We start from the raw sequence: 21624 nt of genomic DNA, 5'->3' as shown, positions 1-21624 counted from the left end.
GGCGGTGTCATGCCGCTTCGCGGCAATCCCTATCTCGGGCTGGGCGAATAACCCTGTGGCGAGGGGATTTATCCCCGATGGGTGGCGAAGCCGCCCCGATACCGATGAATGCGGTGCACCTGATACATCAAGTTAAATGGCCTAGGGGCTGCTTCGCAGCCCATCGGGGATAAATCCCCTCGCCACAGGCTTTCTTCTTAACTTTCGGGGTCTTTGCCCACTTCATATTCACGCAGCTTGTTGGCAATCGTCGTATGCGAAACCCCCAGGCGCTTACCCAGTTGCCGGCTGCTCGGATGCTCCGAATACAAACGCTCCAGCACCGCTTTCTCGAAGCGCCCGACAATCTCGTCCAGACCACCCTCCAGCGAAAAATCGCCAAGCGGCTGACGCACGCCATAATCCGGCAGGCGAATATGCTCAGCCTTCACCGTGCCGCCATCACACAACGAAACCGCCTGAAACAGCACGTTCTCCAACTGCCGCACATTGCCCGGCCAGTGGTAATGACTGAGCCGATCCATCGCCGCCGGCGCGAGCTTGGGTAGCGAGCAGCCGATCTGCCGACTGGCCTGATCGAGAAAGTGCTCAACCAACGGCGTCAAACCGTCGAGGCATTCGCGCAACGGTGGAATGTGCAGCGAAAGCACGTTCAAGCGGTGATACAAATCCTGGCGAAACTCGCCACTGGCACACAGCTCGGACAAATCGACCTGGGTTGCGCAGATCACCCGCACGTCCAGATAAACCTCTTCATCACTGCCGACCCGACGGAAGCAACCGTCCTGCAGAAAGCGCAGCAATTTCACCTGCAAGCGCGGGCTCATTTCGCCGACACCATCAAGAAACAATGTGCCGCCCGCCGTCAGTTCCAGCAGGCCGAGCTTGCCTTCGGCGCGTGCGCCTTCGAAGGCACCCGGGCCGTAGCCGAACAACTCAGTCTCCGCCATCGACTCCGGCAGCCCCGCGCAGTTGAGCGCCATCAACGGCGACTGCCCACGCGGGCTGGCGAGGTGACAGGCACGCGCGAGCAATTCCTTGCCAGTGCCGGTTTCGCCTTCTATCAATAACGGTGCATCGAGTGGCGCCATGCGCCGTGCTTCGCGCACCACCGCCGCCATGACTTTCGAGCTTTGGAAGATGCTGTCGAAGCCGCGCAATTCCTGCTTGCGCACGTTATAGATGCGCTCACCGACGCGGTCGGCGCGATGCAAAGTCAGCACGGCACCGGCCATGGCTTCACTGTCGTCGTGCTCCGATTGCAGCGGCGCGATGTCGGCGAGAAAGACGTCACCCTTGACCTTGACGCGCATGCCATTGATGCGGGATTTATTGGCGCGCACCAGTTCCGGTAAATCGAAATCCTCGGCGTAGCGTGACAGCGGAATCCCCGGCACTTCATCGACCCGCACACCCAGCAACTGCGCCGCTGCGCGGTTGGCGGCGACGATTGAGCCACCCATGTCGATCGACAACACCGGAAATTCCAGCGCACCGAGCAGCGCATTCAATTCCATGTGCCGGCGCTCGCTCGGCATCAGCCCTACCCGCTTGACGCCGAACACCCCGGCAATCGCCTCGAATTTCGGCCGCAGCGCCTGGAACTGGATGTTGATCAGGTTCGGGCAATGCAGATAGATCGCGTTGCCATGCTCACCGCCGACTTCGCCGCGCGCGACGTTGATCCCGTACGCCACCAGCAGATTGAGAATGTCGCGCAGGATGCCGATGCGGTTCTGGCAGTGGACTTTGATGCGCATATGAATGACCCGTGAAGACAGTAATACCTGTAGGAGTGAGCCTGCTCGCGATAGCGCCGGGTCAGTTGATATTGATACTGACTGATACACCGCTATCGCGAGCAGGCTCATTCCTACAAGGGAACGGCGCCGGACTTTTCTGTCGAGGCGAGCAGATAGTTGTCAAGATTATGTGACAGCAACGACCCTTTTTAAACCCGAAAATCGCCGTAAACGCGAGATACCCGCCAAAGCGTAACGATTATTTTACGATTTAAAGAGAAATTTCCTACGCGGAGACAATTCAACCTGCTGCAAATCAACACGCTCTGGAGTAATTCTGAATCCATCGCTGGACATAACAAGAACGAATTCCCCTAGCAGGAGAGCAGTATGAAGCAGACGCAATACGTGGCCCGCGAGCCCGATGCGCAAGGTTTTATCGACTACCCCGCCGAAGAACATGCGGTGTGGAACACGCTGATCACCCGTCAATTGAAAGTGATCGAAGGGCGTGCGTGCCAGGAATACCTGGACGGTATCGAAAAACTCGGTCTGCCCCACGACCGCATTCCGCAACTCAGCGAGATCAACAAGGTGCTCGGCGAGACCACCGGTTGGCAGGTCGCCCGTGTCCCGGCGCTGATTCCGTTCCAGACCTTCTTTGAATTGCTCGCCAGCAAGCAGTTTCCGGTGGCCACGTTTATTCGCACCCGTGAAGAACTGGACTACCTGCAAGAGCCGGATATTTTCCACGAGATCTTTGGTCACTGCCCGCTGCTGACCAACCCGTGGTTTGCCGAATTCACTCACACCTACGGCAAACTCGGCCTGCAAGCGACCAAGGAAGAACGCGTGTATCTGGCGCGGCTGTACTGGATGACCATCGAATTCGGTCTGGTCGACACCCCGCAAGGCAAACGCATCTACGGCGGCGGCATCCTGTCTTCACCCAAGGAAACTGTTTATTCCCTGTCGGACGAGCCCGAGCATCAGGCCTTCGATCCGCTGGAAGCCATGCGCACGCCGTATCGCATCGACATTCTGCAACCGCTGTATTTCGTCCTGCCGAACCTCAAGCGTCTGTTCGACGTGGCCCATGAAGACATCATGGCCATGGTCAAACAAGGCATGCAGCTGGGTCTGCACGCGCCGAAATTTCCGCCAAAACCCAAAGCGGCGTGAACCGTCGCTTTTAGTGACAAGTGAGTCTGTCCGTCGTCGCGGCTTTGGTTTAGCGTGACGGCATTGACGCCCGTAACAGTTCTTATAAAAAAGACACCCGATCTCAGGAATCCAATCATGTCCACTTTGAACCAAGCCCACTGCGAAGCCTGCCGCGCCGATGCGCCACAAGTCAGCGACGAAGAACTGCCGATCCTGATCAAGCAGATCCCTGACTGGAACATCGAAGTGCGCGACAGCATCATGCAGTTGGAGAAGGTTTTCCTGTTCAAGAACTTCAAGCACGCGCTGGCCTTCACCAACGCCGTCGGCGAGATCTCCGAGGCTGAAGGTCATCACCCGGGCCTGCTCACCGAGTGGGGCAAAGTCACCGTGACCTGGTGGAGCCACTCGATCAAAGGCCTGCACCGCAACGACTTCATCATGGCCGCGCGCACTGACGAAGTGGCCAAGACCGCAGAAGGACGCAAGTAATGCACTTCGACGCCATCGGCCGGGTACCCGGCGACCCGATCCTCGGTTTGATGGAGGCCTATGCGCAGGACAACAACCCGCGCAAGTTCGACCTCGGCGTTGGCGTCTACAAGGATGCCCAGGGCCTGACGCCGATCCCTGAAGCGGTGAAAATCGCTGAAGCGCGGCTGGTCAAAAGCCAGGACACCAAGACCTACATCGGTGGCCACGGCAATCCGCTGTTCGGCAAAGTCATCAATGAGCTGGTGCTCGGCGCCGACTCAAAGTTGATCGCTGAACAACGTGCTGGCGCTACCCAGACGCCGGGCGGCACCGGTGCCCTGCGTCTGGCCGCCGATTTCATCGCCCAGTGCATACCGGGCAAAGGCGTGTGGTTGAGCAACCCGACCTGGCCGATCCACGAAACCATTTTCGCCGCGGCCGGGGTCAAGGTCAGTCACTACCCGTACGTCGGCAGCGACAACTGCCTCGACGTCGACGCCATGCTCGCCGTGCTCAACGAAGTGCCGAAAGGTGATGTGGTGCTGCTGCACGCGGGCTGCCACAACCCGACCGGTTTCGACTTGAACCACGACGACTGGCAACGCGTGCTCGACGTCGTGCGCAGCCGTAATCTGCTGCCGCTGATCGACTTCGCCTACCAGGGTTTTGGCGATGGTCTGGAGCAGGATGCGTGGTCGACCCGACTGTTCGCCGCCGAGGTGCCGGAGCTGCTGATCACCAGTTCCTGCTCGAAGAACTTCGGCCTGTATCGCGACCGCACCGGGGCGTTGATCGTCTGCGCGAAAACTGCCGACAAGCTCATCGACATCCGCAGCCAACTGGCCAACATTGCCCGCAACCTGTGGTCGACGCCGCCGGATCACGGTGCAGCGGTTGTCGCGACCATCCTCGCCGACCCGGAACTGAAAAGCCGCTGGGCCGACGAAGTGGAAGCCATGCGCTTGCGCATCGCCCAGTTGCGCAGCGGCCTGGTGGAAGCGCTGGAGCCACACGGCTTGCGCGAACGTTTTGCGCACATTGGCGTGCAACGCGGGATGTTTTCTTACACCGGCCTGTCGCCGGAGCAGGTGAAACAACTGCGCGATCACCACAGCGTGTACATGGTCAGCTCGGGCCGGGCCAACGTCGCCGGCATCGACGCCACGCGCCTCGCGCTGCTGGCCGAAGCCATCGCCAACGTCTGCAAGTAAATCCCCCTGTAGGAGTGAGCCCTGTGGTGAGGGGATTTATCCCCGACCGGCTGCGAAGCAGCCGTAACCCATTGACCGCGGAGTATCAGACGCTCCGCGATTGCAGGGTTTGGGGCTGCTTCGCAGCCCATCGGGGATAAATCCCCTCGCCATAAAGGCTCGCTCCCACATTTGCATCCTCGGTGATCCTCTGTTCCGCCCCCCTGCGGCCATCTGTCGCATTAATTTCAATTAAAAGTCTGATTGTCATTTTTCCTGCTGTATCCTGCGCAGGCTTTTTCAGAAGCGCGGATCTACCAGATCTATCAACAGACTTAGCGAGGAGCGCAACCATGCACGAGATTCCTAATCTCCCCTTCCCAAGCCTGCACGTACCTGAGCAGACGACCACGCAACAAGCCGGCGCGGGGCAGCCCGAGCCGAAAGAAGCCGTTGAGAGCCGCCCGGCCGACAACGAAGAGTAAGACCCGTCGTACAGACCGTGTGGAAAGCGCTAACATGCGCTTTCCACACTGCCTGAAACCGAGCCCGCCATGACCGACGAATTCTCCGAAAGCCAAGCCGCCGTCCTGATCGGCGCCACCGAGAAAATGATCGAGATCTGGAGCCGTCTCTCCCCGGAAAAACAGGCCGCCCTGCTTGCCCGCTTCGGCAGCGAAGAAAACGCCCTCGCCGCGCTGGTCACCACGCAACTGGTCGCACCGGCCAAACCCTGAAGCCGCCGCCCGGCAAATAGTTTTACTTTTCCCGCCTCAGAGCGCTTCGCGTCGGTATCATGAGCAGCCTATCTAATCTGCTGCTCCCGTGGATCGTTACCCATGTCGTTCTCCAAGTCAGAGCCCCAGCGTCCCCTGGCGGTCACGCTGCAAGTCGTTTCCATCGTCCTCTTCACCTTCATCGGCTACCTGAACATCGGCATCCCGCTCGCTGTACTGCCGGGTTATGTCCACAGTGATCTGGGCTTCGGCACGGTGATCGCGGGCCTGGTGATCAGCGTGCAATACCTCGCGACCCTGCTCAGCCGTCCGTACGCCGGCAAGATCATCGACAACAAGGGCAGCAAACTCGCGGTGATGTATGGCTTGGCCGGGTGCGGTTTGAGCGGCGTGTTCATGCTGATTTCCGCGTGGACACCGAACATGCCGATGCTCAGTCTGATCAGTCTGTTGATCGGCCGCCTGGTGCTGGGCAGCGCGGAAAGCCTCGTCGGCTCCGGCTCGATTGGCTGGGGCATTGGCCGCGTCGGCGCAGCGAACACCGCCAAAGTGATCTCGTGGAACGGCATCGCCAGCTATGGCGCACTGGCGGTCGGCGCACCGTTCGGAGTGTGGCTGGTCGGCCAATTGGGCCTGTGGAGCATGGGCGTCAGCATCATCTTGCTGGCCGCGCTGGGCCTGTTGCTGGCGTGGCCAAAAACCGCCGCGCCGATCGTTGCCGGTGAGCGTTTGCCATTCATGCACGTGCTCGGACGCGTATTCCCGCATGGTTGCGGGCTGGCCTTGGGCTCGATCGGCTTCGGCACCATCGCGACATTCATCACCCTGTATTACGCCACTCAGCACTGGGACAACGCGGTGCTGTGCCTGAGCCTGTTCGGCGCCAGTTTCATCGGCGCGCGACTGCTGTTCGGCAACCTGATCAACCGCCTCGGCGGCTTCCGCGTGGCGATTGCCTGCCTGTCAGTGGAAACCCTCGGCCTGTTGCTGCTGTGGCTGGCGCCGGATGCGCATTGGGCATTGGCCGGTGCGGCGTTGAGCGGCTTCGGCTTCTCGCTGGTGTTCCCGGCGCTGGGCGTTGAAGCAGTGAACCTGGTGCCAGCGTCCAGCCGTGGCGCGGCGGTGGGCGCCTACTCGCTGTTCATTGATCTGTCGCTGGGGATCACCGGGCCGCTGGCCGGGGCGATTGCCGCCGGATTCGGCTTCGCATCGATCTTCCTCTTCGCCGCCCTCGCCTCGCTGAGTGGCCTGGCATTGAGCGTGTATCTGTACAAGCACACCGCCAAGTATCGCGAAGACTAGAAATCCACCTTGCCCCGCCCGGCCTTGATGCTGCCGCGCTTGGTCTTCGACTCAAGCCGACGCTTCTTTGAACCGAGCGTCGGCTTGGTCGGACGACGTTTCTTTTCGACTTTGGTGGCACTGAGGATCAGTTCGACCAGACGCTCCAGCGCATCGGCACGGTTGGCCTCCTGCGTGCGGTATTGCTGAGCCTTGATGATCAACACGCCATCGCTGGTGATGCGACTGTCGCGCAGCGCCAGCAGTCGCTCCTTGTAAAACTCGGGCAAGGACGAGGCCGGAATGTCGAAGCGCAGGTGCATGGCGCTGGAGACCTTATTGACGTTCTGCCCACCGGCGCCCTGGGCGCGAATGGCCGTCAATTCAATTTCGGCATCCGGCAGATGCACGTTGTTGGAAATTACCAGCATGGAAAAGCGTCCGTATTCAGAGCGCGCAGGATACCGCGAAATAGATCCCTGACCCGCCGAAGTTCCACTACAGGATTGAGCCTGCGCGTCATTTGAATCGGGCTGCCGCCGTGTTTGAGTTACCATTCCAGTCTTTGTCCACACTACATCAATGCAGGAAGCATAAGCATGACCAACAAAGCAGTTATCGTGTTCAGCGGCGGACAGGACTCGACCACCTGCCTGATCCACGCACTGACGCACTACGATGAAATTCACTGCATCACGTTTGACTATGGTCAGCGCCATCACGCGGAAATCGAAGTTGCTCAGCACCTCGCTAAAAAGCTCGGCGTGACCGTGCATAAAACCATGGATGTGTCCTTGCTCAATGAGCTCGCCATCAGCAGCCTGACGCGCGACAACATTCCGGTCCCGACCGTGAATAGCTCCGGAGAGAGCCTGCCGAGCACTTTCGTCCCGGGAAGGAATATTCTGTTTTTGACCCTGGCGTCTATCTACGCCTATCAAGTCCAGGCCAGGACTGTCATCACTGGCGTGTGTGAAACAGACTTTTCTGGCTACCCTGATTGCCGGGATGAGTTCGTCAAGGCCCTGAACAAAGCTCTTGAGCTAGGCATGGATTACAAGTTGCAACTCGATACGCCACTGATGTGGCTGAACAAGGCAGAAACCTGGGCGCTGGCTGACTATCACAATCAACTGGATCTGGTTCGTAACGAAACGCTGACCTGTTACAACGGCATCAAAGGTAGCGGATGTTCCGATTGCGATGCGTGTAATCTTCGTGCGAAAGGTTTGAATGAATTCCTGAACAACAAAGACCAGGTGACGCACAGCCTGAAAACAAAATTGAACTTGAAGTAAAACAAACCGCCTCTGAAGCGCTCACTAAAGCATGAGTTCATTTAGTGAGCGCGCTTTGAATCTTACTGAGTTTGAGCGCCCGTCAAATACTTCTTGAACAGGGATCTTGCCCCATAAGCAGGCAGCACGTTAAAGAAGGCAAAACCGACTTTTATCGCTATCTGAACATAGATCATGCTCAATATCGCGCTATTGTCCATCTTTCCATAAAAGGCGATATAACAGAAAAGGAAACTGTCGATTATCACCGCAAACAGCGTACTCAAGAACACCCGCAAAAACAGAAATCTCGAGTTGGTCAGTTCCTTGATCTTGCACAACAAGTAAGAGTTTATGTTTTCCGAGACCAGGAACGAGATCGACGAAGCGACCAGTACCGATGACAGTTGACTGATGACGTCATTGTAAGGCCCATCAAGCTTCCAGCCCGGCAGCCCAGGAAGGTGGGTGGTAATAGCCAGCAAAATGATAATGGCCGCATTACTGATAAAGGCAAAAAGAATCGCCTTTCGTGCAAGTCGGAGACCAAACGTCTCGTTCAGCAAATCGACGATCAGAAACGTCAACGGATAAAGAAAGGTGCCCGGCGTCACGACAATGTCGAAATATTCCAGATAAATCGGCTTCGTCGCAGCAATACTGGTGAAGATGTACAGCGTGAACAGCATCAGGTTCAGAATGATGTAAATCATCCAGGAACTCTCATGGCGGTCATTGATTTCGTAGGCGGTGAGTGCTCCACCCTGAGAATAAAACTTTTTGTAGAGGTTTTTTACTTCTATCTTGTTTAGATTATCCATAATCTCACTATTCAACACTTCACTGAGCTTTATTTTAATTATCTTGCCGGTCGCAATGACCATGATCACGGCCAGGCTTTTCCCGTTTTCAAACCCTAGCAGCTTGTATTTGCTGTTTTCCGTTTCAACGCTGCAATCCATTAAATCGTTCCTCGATTATATCCCCGACCACACAAACGCGATCCGTGTCAGGGCCAACCTCATCCATTATGAATAACTTCTTGCTGACTTTGTCATACACCAGCTTTTCCCTATCGCTGCTCGACGCCCCCTTCTGCACGATCAATAAATCGCCTGGCTCATTCATTCCACTGATCTCGTTTTCCAGCAGCACACCGATCAGATTGAAGGACGCACCAAAGTAATAAGTCAGTGGATAGATTGTTGCCAACTCACCAATACGTTTTTCAAGATTCTGAAGCAGCAGGCTCTCTTTTATGACCGGAACGGCCGCCGGATTCATATTCCCCTGAGGAGAGATGCTGTTATCGATTATTTCCTTTTCTTCAAAATCAATCGTCTCTATTTCTTCATATGAAACACCAAAGAAATCAGAAATCTTGCGCACGGTGGCGTGCTGTACGTTGACCACCTTGCCCTCAAGAATGTTGTAGATGGTCGTTCTGGTCAATCCACTGGAATTGCACAGCGACAGTTGCGTCTCCCCGCGACTCTTTATCAAGTATTTAATGTTGTTTTTCAGATTCTCCGATCTTTCTCTTCTGTGCATAAATGCTTACCATCTTTTTATAAAGGCAATTAGAAACACGCCACGAACGAGCATTCAGTGGTCACACAGGAAAACCATGCAGATAGTTGTACTGGTATTGGAACCGCCAGCGATCATAGCATTCTCCATCCTTGGTTTCGGTACAAACGTCAGTTACTTCACGACGTGTACCGACTCGTTAGTTCTGGCCGTCATCAACCGTACACCCTTCCCGACGCATTTTTACACCTTCCAGCACTAAAAAAAGAATCATTTTATTTGAACAATGTTCATTTTTCTGATTAATTTTCTGGCGTTCCTCACCGAAAAACCTATGATGCGTCGAGCTTCCCTTCTCCGATCAGCGATCGAAAACGCAGGAGCAGTGGTGGCTTGTACAGGCGTCAGTTTTGCGCGCATTGCCCGCAAAACACGGAATGCGCCTGTACCGGTTGGCACGTACGGATGTACGCACAGATGTGAAACCAAGGAAGGCGTGCTGTTGTTCGCAGTACGCAGCAAACATGGAAGGAATACGAATCATGGCAGTCAAAACTGAACCGCTGATGAACCAGGCTGACTTACTGCGAAAGGGCCTGGCGGATCTTCGTAAGGAAGATGCCGAGTTGGCGGGGATTCTCGACGCTGAGGTCGCGCGGCAGCACCGCGTGTTGTCGCTGGTCTCTTCCTCCTGCGCGGTCAAGCCGCGAACCCTTGCGGCCTCCGCGTCGGCGCTGGTCAACGTCACCGCCGAGGGAATGCCAGGCCGGCGTTACAACGCCGGCTGCGAGAACGTCGACCTGGTCGAATCGCTGGCCATCCGCAGGGCGCGAGAACTGTTCGGCGCCCAATACGCAAACGTGCAATCACACTCGGCGTCGAACGCCACTTACCAGGTGCTCACGGCACTGCTTGAGCCGGGCGACACCTTGCTGGGCATGGCCGTTGAACACGGCGGCGACCTCACCCATGGCAGTTCCAAAGCATTCTCGGGCGCCTACTACAAGGCGATTCAGTACGGAACGACATCTGACGGCGCCATCGATTACGACAACGTGCGCAGCTTGGCGCTTGCTCATCGCCCGCGCATCATTATGTGCGGCGCCACAGCCTATTCGCGGGCCGTGGACTTTGCGCGATTTCGTCAGATTGCCGATGAAGCCGGGGCGATCCTGCTCGCCGATATTTCGCATATCGCCGGACTGGTTGCCACGGGCCGACATCCGAGCCCGATCGACGCAGCTCACATCACCACGACCTGCACACACAAACAACTCATGGGGCCCCGCGGCGGCCTGATCCTGTCGGGCCGGGACGCCAATACCAAGGTTCCGGGCTTGAGGACAACCTTCCGCCGCGCCCTCGATCAAGCCGTGTTTCCGCAAATGCAGGGAGCGCCAGCCGTCAACATGATTGCGGCCAAGGCTGCCGCGCTGGGCTATGCGATGTCCGTGGAGTTCGATGCTTATATGGCGCGGATTCGCAGTACCGCCAATGAGCTTGCCAGCGCGTTTCAAGCCCATGATTACGAAGTCGTGGGCGGCGGCAGTGAAAACCACACGGTACTCGTCCGCTTGCGTGGCGGCATCACCGGTGCCATTGCGGAGAAGGCGCTGGAGCATTGCGGGATCATCGTCAACAAACATCGCGTACCCGGTGAGGCTCGACCGGCACTCATCGCCAGCGGATTGCGCATCGGCACCGGCTCCATCGCGCAGCGTCATATTGACCTGCAGGGATGCCGCGAAGTCGTCAGTCTGTTGTGCCGGATCCTCGACAAGGTAACGCCACAAGGCGAGCGGGAATACACACTGGAACCGGCTTCACAGGAGCAATTCCGCCTAGAGGCCGAGGCGTTGTGCACGACCTATCCCATCGCCGATTACGTATAACGGTGAACACAAAAAACCCGGCACTTGGCCGGGTTTGTTGTTTTTGCGCTGTGCTTACTTCGCGACAGAACCCGAAGCGTGCAGCGCCTGCTGCGCCCCCCGCTTGTTCTTGATCACGTAGCAGACCCACATGAACACTACCCACACCGGAATCGCGTACACCGAGATCTGAATACCCGGAATCAGCAGCATCACGCCGAGGATGAACAACACAAACGCCAGGCAAACGTAGTTGCCATACGGATACCACAATGCCTTGAACAGCGGCGTCTGGTTTGTCTTGTTCATGTGCTGGCGGAACTTGAAGTGCGAGAAGCTGATCATCGCCCAGTTGATCACCAGGGTCGCAACGACCAGCGACATCAGCAGCTCCAGAGCATGCTGCGGGATCAAATAGTTGAGCAGCACAGCAATCAGGGTCACTGCCGCCGAAGCCAGGATCGAACGCACCGGCACGCCGCGTTTGTCGATCTTCGCCAGACCTTTTGGCGCATCGCCCTGCTCGGCCATACCCAGCAACATGCGGCTGTTGCAGTAGGTGCCGCTGTTGTAGACCGACAGCGCCGCCGTCAGCACGACAAAGTTGAGGATGTGCGCAGCGGTGTCACTGCCCAGCATCGAGAACACTTGCACGAACGGGCTACCGCTGTAGGAATCGCCGGAGGCGTTGAGGGTTTCCAGCAGGCTGTCCCATGGCGTCAGCGACAGCAGGATCACCAGGGCGCCGATGTAGAAAATCAGGATCCGGTAGATCACCTGGTTGATTGCTTTCGGGATCACGGTTTTCGGCTTGTCGGCCTCGGCTGCGGTGAAACCGAGCATTTCCAGACCGCCAAACGAAAACATGATGATCGCCATGGCCATCACCAGACCGCTGACGCCGTTGGGGAAGAAGCCGCCGTGGGACCACAGGTTGCTGACCGAGGCTTGCGGGCCGCCGTGGCCGCTGACCAGCAGGTAGCTGCCGAGGGCAATCATGCCGACGATGGCCACGACCTTGATGATCGCGAACCAGAATTCGGCTTCACCGAAGACTTTGACGTTGGCCAGGTTGATCGCGTTGATCAGCACGAAGAATGCGGCAGCGGTGACCCAGCTCGGGATCTCCGGCGCCCAATAGTGAATGTATTTGCCGACGGCTGTCAGCTCGGACATGCCCACCAGAATGTACAGGATCCAGCAGTTCCAGCCCGACAGGAAGCCGGCAAAGCCGCCCCAGTACTTGTGCGCAAAATGGCTGAAGGAACCGGCCACCGGCTCTTCGACGATCATTTCGCCCAACTGGCGCATGATCATGAAGGCGATGAAGCCGCAGATGGCATAGCCGAGGATCATCGACGGGCCGGCGGATTTCAGCACCCCGGCCGAGCCGAGGAACAATCCGGTACCGATCGCGCCACCGAGGGCGATCAGTTGAATGTGGCGATTTTTCAGGCCGCGTTTCAGCTCGCCTGATTGCGAGGGTTGTCCACTCATGAAAAAGGTCTCACGCAAGGTTTGATGATGTTCAGTAGACGTTGCTGCAAGGTTGCGATTTCAAGCAGCCCCGATCAAACCCCAGCGCAGGCACCAGGAGTTCAGCTCAATTACAACGGTCATGCGTCACCTGTTTGTTTTTATCTGTGACGAAATCGAACCCGACACGCTTATGACGCGGCGGAGTGAACAAGGCGGGTAGCCTTGAGTTTTGCGCGATTACGCAGAGGGTCACAGTTAAAACGCGGCGCATTGTACACCGCTAACCCCCTGCTGCCAGACCCCGCTGGATCAGCGTGGCGGTTGCCGGGATTGCGTGTGTCCGCCTCGAGACGCTCGAGCGGCTGCAAAAATTGAGTCAGGCCTTTGCAGGCCATCGACGGGGACGAGGGAAAAACCGTCCCACGGAGAGAAGTGGAGATCAGTCACGGCGTTCATTGCGCCTCCTTCTTGTTATGCACCTGCACGACAGGCATGGGGCGCATCTCACCCTTCAAGCGCCTCTGAAACAAGCGCGCCAGAGCCTTGCGCAGCTCCCGGCGGGCGGGGCTCCGGCAGCTTTTCCTTACACCGGCGAATTGCGCGGTGTTCCATTGGGTTTTAGCGGGATTTTCGTAAACATTTATTTACAGTGCGTAACGTAAAATTTCCACTTCAGACATTTCCGTCAGACGTCTGCAAATTGACGGTAGCTAGCTTGCTAATGAAAACGGCCACTTAGTTTTTTGTTTTTAAATAAGAAAACAGCACTTGGAAAACAGAATAAAAAGTTCATTTAAAAATTAAATAAATAATTTTTTGCATTACAAAAGTCCCTGAACTAGGTTCTTCACGTCTTGCCGGCCACCTCGACCGGCCAGTCACAACCGTGAAAGTCATCTAGGAGATCGACCATGCAAGCACTGGAAAAAGACTTGGATACCGAACTGCAACTGGACGAATGGTTTGAAGCACCGACCCATGAGGCCGCCGTAGAAATGATGCAAGCCGACGCGGTCGTTCCGTTCGGCACGGCGATGTGGCCTCTGTAGGACATCCCGGGCAGGCATGATCCGGCCGGTCGTGCCTGCCACTTTTTTCTCGGTCAGTCAGGGAGGACTCATGGATAAGCCCCGCGCGATCTCGCATTTCCTTTACTACCTCGAACATCACCCTGCCCTCGCCGGCCTCGACTCGGCGAAGGTATTGCTCGGCCACACGGCTGATTACGAAGCGCTGACCGGCGCCATCGCCGAACAGGCTGGCGATCATCCACGCTTCACGTTCAGCGCCCGACGCCTGGATCTGGAAAGCACCGCAGCGCTGACCTCGGCGATTATCGACAGCGATCTGTACATTTTCTTCTACGACTCTTCCACCCTGCCCAACCCGCGCCCTGACGGCCCGGAATTTATCCGCGCGCTGCAATCGGTGATGGCGGAAAACTGGAAGAAGTCGCTACTGTTCAAGGATTACGGCGATTACTTCTTTGACACCTTCAGCATCGCCCCACAGCGAATTGCCGGGCTCAACAGCCACTTGATCCAGCGCATGTCCCAGGCCACCACGCTGAGCTTTACCGATGAGCACGGCTCACGGTTTGAAACACCTTTGAGCAGTATCAAGAAGTGGACCGACATCAACGGTGTCGGCAACTTCGACCTGGCGCCCGGTGAGATCGCGACTCACAGCGAAGAAATCAATGGCCATGTGAAGTTCAAGGGCACCTTCCTCAGCACCATTCCGTTTGCACGCAAATATGGCGTGCTGGAGTCGCCGCTGGAGTTGTGGATCGAGAACTCGACCATCAGCCGCATCGCCACGGACGTGCCGGGGCTTGAGCATGATTTCAACAAGTATCTGGACGCCAATCCGTCGAACCGGCGAATTGAGGAGTTGGGGATTGGCACCAATGAAGGCGTGAAGGATTTGTATGCGCGTAATGCGGGGTTCGAAGAGCGGCATTGTGGGTTGCATCTGGGGCTTGGGGGTGGGGCCAAGGGCAGTCATCACCTGGATCTGATCTTCTCCAGTGGGGTGTTGGCCCTGGATGACAAGCCAGTGTTTGATGGACGATTTGTTTTCTAAGTCTGGAATCGATGGTGCTGCTTCAGGCCTCATCGCTGGCAAGCCAGCTCCCAGAGGGTTTTGTGTTATTCACAGATGTTATGTGCACCAATGAAACCTGTGGGAGCGGGCTTGCCCGCGATGGGGTCGGGCCGGCCACCACAACACTTTCGCCAGACGAAAAAAAACGCCAACCCTAAGGTTGGCGTTTTCGCTTTAGCTTGAAGCTTGCAGCTCAAAGCTCACAACTGCCTCATTCCGGCTTCTTGCGACCGAAACCCGGACGCTGGCCGGAACCAGCCGGTGCACCGCGACGCTTGCCCGATGGCTTGTCGCCGTCGACCAGTTTGATCCCTGGGCGCTTCGGCGCAGGCTTGGCCGGACGCTTGTTGGTGGTGTCCGCCGGGCGATCCGCCACTGGCGTACCACGACCGGCAGGCGCACCACGCTCGCCACGCTCAGTGCGACCGTTGGCCGGACGCGGAGCGCGCTCGCCGTCACGGGCGATTGGCTTGCGACCTGGACGCTCGCCTTCGATCTGCGGCTCGCGGCCCGGACGTGGGCCGGTCGGCGCGCCAGCGGCTGGACGCAGAGTGCGTACGCGCTCGGTCTTGGCCATCGGCCGCGACGATTTGCGCTGCATACGCTCAAGCTTGTCTTTGCTCTTGGCGTTCAGCTGCGGCATGGCAACCGGCGTCAGGCCCACTTCAGCGCTGAGGATGTCGACTTCGTACTGGCTCATTTCGCGCCAGCGGCCCATCGGCAGGTCAGAGTTGAGAAACACCGGACCGAAACGCACGCGCTTCAGACGGCTGACCACCAGACCTTGCGATTCCCACAGACGACGAACCTCACGGTTACGACCTTCCATCACCACGCAGTGATACCAGTGGTTGAAGCCTTCGCCACCCGGCGCCTGCTTGATGTCAGTGAACTTGGCCGGGCCGTCTTCCAGCACGACGCCGGCCTTCAGGCGCTCGATCATTTCGTCGTCGACTTCACCGCGTACACGCACGGCGTACTCGCGGTCCATCTCGTAGGACGGGTGCATCAGACGGTTGGCCAGTTCACCATCGGTGGTGAACATCAGCAAACCGGTGGTGTTGATGTCGAGGCGGCCAATGTTGATCCAGCGCCCTTCTTTCGGGCGCGGCAGCTTGTCGAACACGGTCGGACGGCCTTCCGGGTCGTCACGGGTGCAGATCTCGCCATCGGGTTTGTTGTACATGATCACGCGGCGGACCGATTCGGCGGCTTCTTCGCGCTTGATCACCTTGCCATCAATGGTGATGGCGTCGTGCATGTCGACGCGCAGACCGAGGGTGGCGTCTTTGCCATTGACCTTGATCCGGCCCTGGCTGATCCAGGCTTCTACGTCACGGCGCGAGCCGACGCCGATACGGGCGAGGACTTTCTGCAGTTTTTCGCCTGCTGGGCCGATTTCCTTGTCGTCTTTCTGAATGATGTCACTCATCTGGGCACCTCCCGGTGTGGTCTGTTCAATCGCCCCGAAGTGAGCGCCTGAAGCATTGGAATCTGGGTTCCTGGCCGAAGGGATCGGCGAAGGGTCGCGAATCATACGCGGATGTGGGCTATCGCGCATCAGAGACTAGTCGATCAAGCCAAGGTTATTTCTTTTTCCGCCGACCGGCGCCGCCAAGTTTGATCAGCCGCAGAGCAGCTTCGGCGAGCACCGTACGCTTGTCGTCCTTGTCGAGTTTCTTCCAGGCCTTGATTTCGCGCTTGTTGCGGCCGCAACCGAGGCAGATGTCGTCGGTGAATTTGCAGAGGCTGATGCACGGGTCTTTGGTTGAACTCATAGCTACTCCAGAAACACACAAGGCCCTTGTAGGAGTGAGCCTGCTCGCGATAGCGGTGTGCCAGTCGACATCTTCTTGGCAGATACACCGCTATCGCGAGCAGGCTCACTCCTACAGGGGATCGCAGTGTTCTTGAGATCGCGTCAGTCTTCGAACTCGCGGCGTTCGGCTTCGATGGCTTCGGCCAGGGCGCGAGCCTCGGCTTCTTCTTCGCTCAGCTCGGGTTCTGGCGCCGATTGTTCGAGGGCGGCAACTGCAGCGAGAAGTTTTTCTCGCGCTTCAGCGACGCCGAGCACGTCCTCTTCAGGTTCGGCTTCGAGTTCAACCTCGATGACCGGCTCGTCGACTTCGGCGTCCGGCTCAGTCGGCGGTGCTTCGCCATCGGCGGCATCACGCAACAAATCGTCGAAGTCGGTCTTGATTCCCTCCTCCATGCTGTCCAGTTCCAGCAGCAAGGTATGGAAACTGGTTTCTTCCTTCTCCTCTTCCGGCTCGGCGCTGGCATCGGCCAACTCCTGCAAGCCTTGCGGCACCGGCGCATCGTCGAAATCGAGCACCGGATCGACTTCCATCTCGCGCAGCTCGGCCAGTGGTGGCAGATCTTCAAGGTTCTTCAAATTGAAGTGATCGAGAAACGCCTTGGTTGTCGCAAACATCGCCGGTTTGCCGGGCACGTCGCGGTAACCGACGATGCGGATCCACTCGCGCTCAATGAGGGTTTTGACGATGTTGCTGTTGACCGCCACGCCGCGCACGTCTTCGATCTCGCCACGGGTGATCGGCTGGCGATAGGCGATCAGTGCGATGGTTTCCAGCAAGGCACGGGAATAGCGCTGCGGGCGTTCCTCCCACAAGCGTCCGACCCACGGCGAAAACTTCTCGCGGATCTGCAAACGATAGCCGGACGACACCTCTTTGAGCTCGAACGCCCGGCCGTCGCAGGATTTGGCCAGCAACGTCAGGGCCTTCTTGAAGACCGGCGGTTCGGGCCGCTCGCCCTCTTCGAACAGTTCGTAGAGGCGCTCAAGGGATTGCGGCTTTCCCGAGGCCAACAGAAAGGCTTCAAGCAGGGGCGCCAGCTCGCGGGGTTCAGTCAGGTTCATGTTTCGACTCGTTATTCTGCTCGGGCTCGCACGTGGATCGGCGCGAACGGCTCATTCTGCACCAGCTCGACCAAAGATTCCTTGACCAGTTCAAGGATCGCCATAAAGGTCACCACCACACCAAGGCGGCCTTCTTCGGCGGTGAACAGTTCGACGAACGGCACAAAACCACCGCCCTTGAGCCGTTCCAGCACATCACTCATGCGTTCGCGGGTCGACAGCGCCTCACGGCTGACCTGGTGGCTTTCAAACATGTCGCCACGGCGCAGCACTTCTGCCATGCACATCAAAATCTCTTCCAGCGCCACGTCGGGCAACAGCTTGCGTGCGCGGGCTTCCGGGGCGTCGAGCTTGGGCACCACGACGTCGCGGCCAACCCGGCTGAGGCCATCGATGCCTTCGGCGGCAGCCTTGAAGCGTTCGTATTCCTGCAAGCGGCGGATCAGTTCGGCGCGCGGGTCGTCTTCTTCGTCTTCGACGGTTTCGGCGCGTGGCAGCAGCATGCGCGACTTGATCTCGGCAAGCATCGCGGCCATCACCAGGTACTCGGCGGCCAGTTCCAGGCGCACTGACTGCATCAACTCGACATAACCCATGTATTGGCGAGTGATTTCCGCCACCGGGATGTCGAGGATGTTGATGTTCTGTTTGCGGATCAGGTAGAGCAGCAGGTCGAGCGGGCCTTCGAAGGCTTCAAGAAAGACTTCCAGCGCATCCGGCGGAATATACAGGTCCAGCGGCATTTCCATGACCGCCTGGCCATAGACCATGGCAAACGGCAGTTCCTGCTGGGCGCCGGCCTGGGGATCGACAACGGTTTCCACTGCGGACATTCAGGCCTCGACCATGAACGGCGTCGGATCGCCGCAACCGACACGGACCACTTCCGGGTCATCGCCGGTCAGGTCGATCACGGTGGAGGCCTTGATGCCGCCAAAGCCGCCGTCGATGATCAAGTCCACCTGATGTTCGAGCAACTGGCGCATTTCGTACGGATCGCTCAAAGGATCTTCGTCGCCGGGCATGATCAGGGTCACGCTCATCAGCGGTTCACCCAATTCGGCCAGCAGCGCTAGGGCGATCGGGTGACTTGGCACACGCAAACCGATAGTGCGCTTCTTCGGATGCAGGAGCAGCCGAGGCACTTCGCGGGTGGCGTTGAGAATAAAGGTGTACGGCCCCGGCAAATGCGCCTTGAGAATGCGGAAGGTGCCGGTGTCGATCTTGGCGTAGTTGCCCAGCTGCGAAAGGTCGCTGCAGATCAAGGCGAAATTGTGCTTCTCATCGAGCTGACGCAGGCGTCGCACGCGCTCGATCGCGGTCTTGTCGCCGATCTGGCAACCGATGGCGTAGGAAGAGTCCGTGGGATAAACCACCACCCCGCCCTTGCGGATGATCTCGACCGCCTGTTTGATCAGGCGCGCTTGCGGGTTTTCCGGATGAATCTGGAAAAATTGACTCACATTTTCTACCTGTTCAGAAGGCGGCAATATCTGTGTCATGTTTGAACCGACACCACAGGGGTGGAAGGTCCTCGGGAACCGGCCGGTACTGGCCGATCTCGGACCAGCCGCCAGGGCCATGGAAGTCACTGCCGGCACTGACCAGCAGACCGAACTCGCGGGCAAGGATTGCCAGGCTGCCGACCTGTTCCGCAGGCTGATGGCCATTGACCACCTCGATCGCATGCCCGCCTGCTTGAATATAGTCGGCAATCAGCTTTCGGCGCTTGCTGCGGGTGAAATCGTAGTGCCACGGGTGCGCCAGGCTGACCCAGGCTCCAGCGGCCCGCAGGGTGCCGACGGTGTCTTCCAGGGTCGGCCAGTGTTGCTTGACGTCACCCAGCTTGCCGGCGCCGAGCCATTTGCGGAATGCCTCGGCGCGATCCTTCACAAAACCTTCACGCACCATCCAGTCGGCGAAATGCGGACGGGCCGGCGCGTTGCCGCTGTCGCCCAGTTCCTGCTGGATCTGCCGGGCGCCCTCGAGGGCGCCGGGCATGCCTTTGAGGGCGAGCTTGCGGCTTATTTCTTCCGACCGCAGCCAGCGGCCATCGTGCAATTTGGCAATCGCCTCGACCAACGGCGCGGCGTTGACGTCGAAACCGTAGCCCAACACATGAATGGTTGCGCCGCCCCAGGTGCAGGACAATTCGACGCCGTTGACCAGTTGCATCCCCAGTTCAGTGGCGGCCGCGCGCGCTTCGGCGAGGCCTTCGAGGGTGTCGTGGTCGGTCAACGCCAGGACTCGCACGCCGTTCTCGAACGCACGCGCAACCAGAACCGCAGGCGCCAGGGCGCCATCGGAGGCCGTGCTATGGCAGTGCAAATCAACATTCACGGGGAGTTGTAACCTCAAATCAGCTGGCGCTATCGCGCGCCCATATGTTTGTTATTATGCCGCCACATCCGGCATCTGGCTCTCACTGTGAAACAATTCATCGATTTCATCCCGCTTCTGCTGTTCTTCATCGTCTACAAACTCGATCCACGTACCGTCGACGTCGCCGGTCATGAGTTGACTGTAGGCGGTATTTACAGCGCCACCGCGATGCTGATCATCAGCTCCCTGGTGGTGTACGGCGCCCTGTTCATCAAACAGCGCAGGCTGGAAAAGAGCCAATGGCTGACCCTGATCGCCTGCCTCGTCTTCGGTAGCCTGACCCTGGCTTTCCATAGCGAGACATTCCTGAAATGGAAGGCCCCGGTGGTCAACTGGCTGTTCGCCGCCGCGTTCATCGGCAGCCACTTCATCGGTGACCGCCTACTGATCAAACGCATCATGGGCCATGCACTGACTCTGCCGGATCCGGTCTGGACCCGCCTGAACATCGCCTGGATCGCCTTTTTCCTGTTCTGCGGGGCCGCCAACCTGTTCGTCGCCTTTACCTTCCAGAGCATCTGGGTGGACTTCAAGGTGTTTGGCAGCCTCGGCATGACCGTGCTGTTCCTGGTCGGCCAGGGCATCTACCTGTCCCGTCACCTGCACGACGCCGATACCACAACACCAAAAACCGAGGACTGACATGCTCTACGCAATCATTGCCACCGACGTCGCCAACTCGCTGGAAGCACGCCTGGCCGCCCGCCCTGCGCATCTGGAACGCCTGCAAGTGCTCAAGGGCGAAGGCCGCATTGTATTGGCCGGCCCGCACCCGGCCGTCGACAGCAATGATCCGGGCGCAGCGGGTTTCACCGGCAGCCTGATCGTTGCCGAGTTCGATTCCCTGAGCGCCGCGCAGGCGTGGGCCGATGCCGATCCGTACATTGCCGCTGGCGTGTATGCCAATGTGATCGTCAAGCCGTTCAAGCAAGTCCTGCCTTAAAAGTCCTGCGGTGAGGGGATTTATCCCCTCACCGCCTGCGACATTGCCTCTGGCAATGAACCTTCCTGGTTCTTGCCGCTCTCAATCGCTCATTATTCTCGTTTGCCTGCCGACAACCTGCCCAATATCCATTTGGAAGCAGGTGTCGCGATGCGCAAGGGTCCGTTGTGTCTGATGTTGGTCACGTTGTCGATCATGGCGCCCGCCCATGGTGAGGAAACCACCGATGGCGGTAACTCCACGCCGCTGTCATTGAGCGCCGGCAGTCAGATCACCGAGTTGCAGCAGCGCCTCAAGGCCAGCGAGCAGCAGCGAGAAGAATTGAACAAACAACTGCAAAATGCTGACAACACACGCGAGAGCGCTCAGCTCGCCCGGCTGCGCCAAGAGAACCAGCGCCTCAAGCTGCAACTCAAGGAAGCCCAGGCCAGCCCGCTGCCGCGCCTGTTGACCGATCAGCAGCAGTGGTTCGTTACCGGGGCCGGGGTAGCGCTATTGGCGCTGCTCTGCGGTATCTTTGCCAGTGGTGCAAGCCGAAAACGTCGGCAATGGTTAAATTGAGTGAGT

Annotated in this window: 24 protein-coding genes; 13 read left to right on the top strand and 11 right to left on the bottom strand. The window is 58.1% G+C overall.

Going from position 1 to position 21624, the window contains the following annotated elements:
* Positions 1-197: 197 nt before the first annotated feature.
* Complete coding sequence (locus tag JFT86_RS27645) at positions 198-1760, bottom strand: sigma-54-dependent transcriptional regulator (protein WP_201239237.1); 1563 nt, start codon at positions 1758-1760, stop codon at positions 198-200.
* A gap of 372 nt (positions 1761-2132) precedes the next feature.
* Here JFT86_RS27645 and phhA point away from each other — a divergent pair, with 372 nt between their 5' ends.
* The 6 genes from phhA to JFT86_RS27620 all read left to right on the top strand — a co-directional run bounded on the left by phhA (position 2133) and on the right by JFT86_RS27620 (position 6609).
* Positions 2133-2924 (top strand): phenylalanine 4-monooxygenase, encoded by a 792-nt coding sequence (gene phhA, locus JFT86_RS27640; protein ID WP_201239236.1) that lies wholly within the window; start codon positions 2133-2135, stop codon positions 2922-2924.
* 117 nt (positions 2925-3041) lie between these two features.
* Positions 3042-3398 (top strand): 4a-hydroxytetrahydrobiopterin dehydratase, encoded by a 357-nt coding sequence (locus tag JFT86_RS27635; RefSeq protein WP_003222798.1) that lies wholly within the window; start codon positions 3042-3044, stop codon positions 3396-3398.
* Positions 3398-4591, top strand: a complete 1194-nt coding sequence (locus tag JFT86_RS27630; RefSeq protein WP_201239235.1) for an amino acid aminotransferase — start codon at positions 3398-3400, stop codon at positions 4589-4591. Before JFT86_RS27635 ends, JFT86_RS27630 begins: the two co-directional genes overlap by 1 nt.
* Positions 4592-4923: 332 nt before the next feature.
* Positions 4924-5055: a hypothetical protein gene (locus tag JFT86_RS29350; protein ID WP_016987951.1), complete on the top strand. Its 132-nt coding sequence runs from the start codon at positions 4924-4926 to the stop codon at positions 5053-5055.
* Positions 5056-5124: 69 nt separating this feature from the next.
* Positions 5125-5307: a hypothetical protein gene (locus tag JFT86_RS27625; RefSeq protein ID WP_042558181.1), complete on the top strand. Its 183-nt coding sequence runs from the start codon at positions 5125-5127 to the stop codon at positions 5305-5307.
* A gap of 102 nt (positions 5308-5409) precedes the next feature.
* Complete coding sequence (locus JFT86_RS27620; RefSeq protein ID WP_201239234.1) at positions 5410-6609, top strand: MFS transporter; 1200 nt, start codon at positions 5410-5412, stop codon at positions 6607-6609.
* Here the strand turns inward: JFT86_RS27620 and arfB are convergent.
* Positions 6606-7019, bottom strand: coding sequence for an alternative ribosome rescue aminoacyl-tRNA hydrolase ArfB (arfB, locus tag JFT86_RS27615; RefSeq protein ID WP_007920134.1), 414 nt, complete (start codon positions 7017-7019; stop codon positions 6606-6608). The two genes, JFT86_RS27620 and arfB, sit on opposite strands and share 4 nt — an antisense overlap.
* Positions 7020-7187: 168 nt before the next feature.
* On the opposite strand from arfB, the gene queC reads away from it, so the two are divergent.
* On the top strand, positions 7188-7886 hold the full coding sequence (gene queC / locus JFT86_RS27610) for a 7-cyano-7-deazaguanine synthase QueC (protein WP_201239233.1): 699 nt from the start codon (positions 7188-7190) through the stop codon (positions 7884-7886).
* A 62-nt stretch (positions 7887-7948) separates the two neighbouring features.
* Here the strand turns inward: queC and JFT86_RS27605 are convergent, their stop codons facing one another.
* Positions 7949-8827 (bottom strand): queuosine precursor transporter, encoded by an 879-nt coding sequence (locus JFT86_RS27605; protein WP_103305323.1) that lies wholly within the window; start codon positions 8825-8827, stop codon positions 7949-7951.
* Positions 8811-9416 carry a helix-turn-helix domain-containing protein gene (locus JFT86_RS27600; protein WP_201239232.1) on the bottom strand — a complete coding sequence of 202 codons (606 nt, stop codon included), beginning with the start codon at positions 9414-9416 and terminating at the stop codon, positions 8811-8813. The genes JFT86_RS27605 and JFT86_RS27600 overlap by 17 nt, the downstream gene beginning before the upstream one ends.
* Before the next feature lie 521 nt (positions 9417-9937).
* On the opposite strand from JFT86_RS27600, the gene JFT86_RS27595 reads away from it, so the two are divergent.
* Positions 9938-11287, top strand: a complete 1350-nt coding sequence (locus JFT86_RS27595; RefSeq protein WP_201239231.1) for a serine hydroxymethyltransferase — start codon at positions 9938-9940, stop codon at positions 11285-11287.
* A gap of 54 nt (positions 11288-11341) precedes the next feature.
* Here JFT86_RS27595 and JFT86_RS27590 read toward each other — a convergent pair whose 3' ends face one another.
* Positions 11342-12763 carry an amino acid permease gene (locus tag JFT86_RS27590; protein ID WP_201239230.1) on the bottom strand — a complete coding sequence of 474 codons (1422 nt, stop codon included), beginning with the start codon at positions 12761-12763 and terminating at the stop codon, positions 11342-11344.
* Between the two features lie 893 nt (positions 12764-13656).
* Here JFT86_RS27590 and JFT86_RS27585 point away from each other — a divergent pair.
* Both JFT86_RS27585 and JFT86_RS27580 read left to right on the top strand, forming a co-directional pair.
* A complete protein-coding gene (locus tag JFT86_RS27585) occupies positions 13657-13794 on the top strand; it encodes a hypothetical protein (protein ID WP_003222780.1) in 138 nt (45 codons plus the stop codon).
* A gap of 70 nt (positions 13795-13864) precedes the next feature.
* The gene (locus JFT86_RS27580; protein WP_201239229.1) at positions 13865-14830 is read left to right on the top strand and encodes a leucyl aminopeptidase; all 966 of its coding nucleotides are present in this window, start codon (positions 13865-13867) and stop codon (positions 14828-14830) included.
* 232 nt (positions 14831-15062) lie between these two features.
* Here the strand turns inward: JFT86_RS27580 and rluB are convergent, their stop codons facing one another.
* The 6 genes from rluB to JFT86_RS27550 all read right to left on the bottom strand — a co-directional run bounded on the left by rluB (position 15063) and on the right by JFT86_RS27550 (position 20072).
* On the bottom strand, positions 15063-16283 hold the full coding sequence (rluB, locus tag JFT86_RS27575; protein ID WP_201239228.1) for a 23S rRNA pseudouridine(2605) synthase RluB: 1221 nt from the start codon (positions 16281-16283) through the stop codon (positions 15063-15065).
* 154 nt (positions 16284-16437) lie between these two features.
* On the bottom strand, positions 16438-16629 hold the full coding sequence (locus JFT86_RS27570) for a DUF1289 domain-containing protein (protein WP_201239227.1): 192 nt from the start codon (positions 16627-16629) through the stop codon (positions 16438-16440).
* 143 nt (positions 16630-16772) lie between these two features.
* On the bottom strand, positions 16773-17732 hold the full coding sequence (gene scpB, locus JFT86_RS27565) for an SMC-Scp complex subunit ScpB (RefSeq protein ID WP_201239226.1): 960 nt from the start codon (positions 17730-17732) through the stop codon (positions 16773-16775).
* 11 nt (positions 17733-17743) lie between these two features.
* Complete coding sequence (locus JFT86_RS27560) at positions 17744-18442, bottom strand: ScpA family protein (protein WP_201239416.1); 699 nt, start codon at positions 18440-18442, stop codon at positions 17744-17746.
* A gap of 123 nt (positions 18443-18565) precedes the next feature.
* On the bottom strand, positions 18566-19195 hold the full coding sequence (locus JFT86_RS27555) for an L-threonylcarbamoyladenylate synthase (RefSeq protein ID WP_095114461.1): 630 nt from the start codon (positions 19193-19195) through the stop codon (positions 18566-18568).
* Positions 19196-19208: 13 nt separating this feature from the next.
* Entirely contained in the window at positions 19209-20072 is an 864-nt protein-coding gene (locus JFT86_RS27550; RefSeq protein WP_201239225.1) for a PHP domain-containing protein, read from the bottom strand.
* Positions 20073-20159: 87 nt separating this feature from the next.
* Between JFT86_RS27550 and JFT86_RS27545 the strand changes: the two genes are divergently transcribed.
* From JFT86_RS27545 to JFT86_RS27535, 3 genes are all read left to right on the top strand, one after another.
* On the top strand, positions 20160-20756 hold the full coding sequence (locus JFT86_RS27545) for a septation protein A (RefSeq protein WP_201239224.1): 597 nt from the start codon (positions 20160-20162) through the stop codon (positions 20754-20756).
* 1 nt (position 20757) lies between these two features.
* Positions 20758-21057 (top strand): YciI family protein, encoded by a 300-nt coding sequence (locus tag JFT86_RS27540; RefSeq protein WP_007966019.1) that lies wholly within the window; start codon positions 20758-20760, stop codon positions 21055-21057.
* 150 nt (positions 21058-21207) lie between these two features.
* Positions 21208-21618: a translation initiation factor 2 gene (locus tag JFT86_RS27535; protein WP_201239223.1), complete on the top strand. Its 411-nt coding sequence runs from the start codon at positions 21208-21210 to the stop codon at positions 21616-21618.
* Positions 21619-21624 lie beyond the last annotated feature (6 nt).

The sequence above is a fragment of the Pseudomonas sp. TH06 genome (assembly GCF_016651305.1).
In the GTDB taxonomy this organism is placed as follows: Bacteria; Pseudomonadota; Gammaproteobacteria; order Pseudomonadales; family Pseudomonadaceae; genus Aquipseudomonas.
Note: the sequence above shows the minus strand (reverse complement) of the source record. Positions and strands in the feature narration are given on the sequence as shown.

Bases quoted from the DNA above. Each gene is read 5' to 3' on its own strand.
- JFT86_RS27645 (WP_201239237.1), bottom strand. From the start codon at position 1,760: ATGCGCATCAAAGTCCACTGCCAGAACCGCATCGGCATCCTGCGCGAC.
- phhA (WP_201239236.1), top strand. From the start codon at position 2,133: ATGAAGCAGACGCAATACGTGGCCCGCGAGCCCGATGCGCAAGGTTTT.
- JFT86_RS27635 (WP_003222798.1), top strand. From the start codon at position 3,042: ATGTCCACTTTGAACCAAGCCCACTGCGAAGCCTGCCGCGCCGATGCG.
- JFT86_RS27630 (WP_201239235.1), top strand. From the start codon at position 3,398: ATGCACTTCGACGCCATCGGCCGGGTACCCGGCGACCCGATCCTCGGT.
- JFT86_RS29350 (WP_016987951.1), top strand. From the start codon at position 4,924: ATGCACGAGATTCCTAATCTCCCCTTCCCAAGCCTGCACGTACCTGAG.
- JFT86_RS27625 (WP_042558181.1), top strand. From the start codon at position 5,125: ATGACCGACGAATTCTCCGAAAGCCAAGCCGCCGTCCTGATCGGCGCC.
- JFT86_RS27620 (WP_201239234.1), top strand. From the start codon at position 5,410: ATGTCGTTCTCCAAGTCAGAGCCCCAGCGTCCCCTGGCGGTCACGCTG.
- arfB (WP_007920134.1), bottom strand. From the start codon at position 7,019: ATGCTGGTAATTTCCAACAACGTGCATCTGCCGGATGCCGAAATTGAA.
- queC (WP_201239233.1), top strand. From the start codon at position 7,188: ATGACCAACAAAGCAGTTATCGTGTTCAGCGGCGGACAGGACTCGACC.
- JFT86_RS27605 (WP_103305323.1), bottom strand. From the start codon at position 8,827: ATGGATTGCAGCGTTGAAACGGAAAACAGCAAATACAAGCTGCTAGGG.
- JFT86_RS27600 (WP_201239232.1), bottom strand. From the start codon at position 9,416: ATGCACAGAAGAGAAAGATCGGAGAATCTGAAAAACAACATTAAATAC.
- JFT86_RS27595 (WP_201239231.1), top strand. From the start codon at position 9,938: ATGGCAGTCAAAACTGAACCGCTGATGAACCAGGCTGACTTACTGCGA.
- JFT86_RS27590 (WP_201239230.1), bottom strand. From the start codon at position 12,763: ATGAGTGGACAACCCTCGCAATCAGGCGAGCTGAAACGCGGCCTGAAA.
- JFT86_RS27585 (WP_003222780.1), top strand. From the start codon at position 13,657: ATGCAAGCACTGGAAAAAGACTTGGATACCGAACTGCAACTGGACGAA.
- JFT86_RS27580 (WP_201239229.1), top strand. From the start codon at position 13,865: ATGGATAAGCCCCGCGCGATCTCGCATTTCCTTTACTACCTCGAACAT.
- rluB (WP_201239228.1), bottom strand. From the start codon at position 16,283: ATGAGTGACATCATTCAGAAAGACGACAAGGAAATCGGCCCAGCAGGC.
- JFT86_RS27570 (WP_201239227.1), bottom strand. From the start codon at position 16,629: ATGAGTTCAACCAAAGACCCGTGCATCAGCCTCTGCAAATTCACCGAC.
- scpB (WP_201239226.1), bottom strand. From the start codon at position 17,732: ATGAACCTGACTGAACCCCGCGAGCTGGCGCCCCTGCTTGAAGCCTTT.
- JFT86_RS27540 (WP_007966019.1), top strand. From the start codon at position 20,758: ATGCTCTACGCAATCATTGCCACCGACGTCGCCAACTCGCTGGAAGCA.
- JFT86_RS27535 (WP_201239223.1), top strand. From the start codon at position 21,208: ATGCGCAAGGGTCCGTTGTGTCTGATGTTGGTCACGTTGTCGATCATG.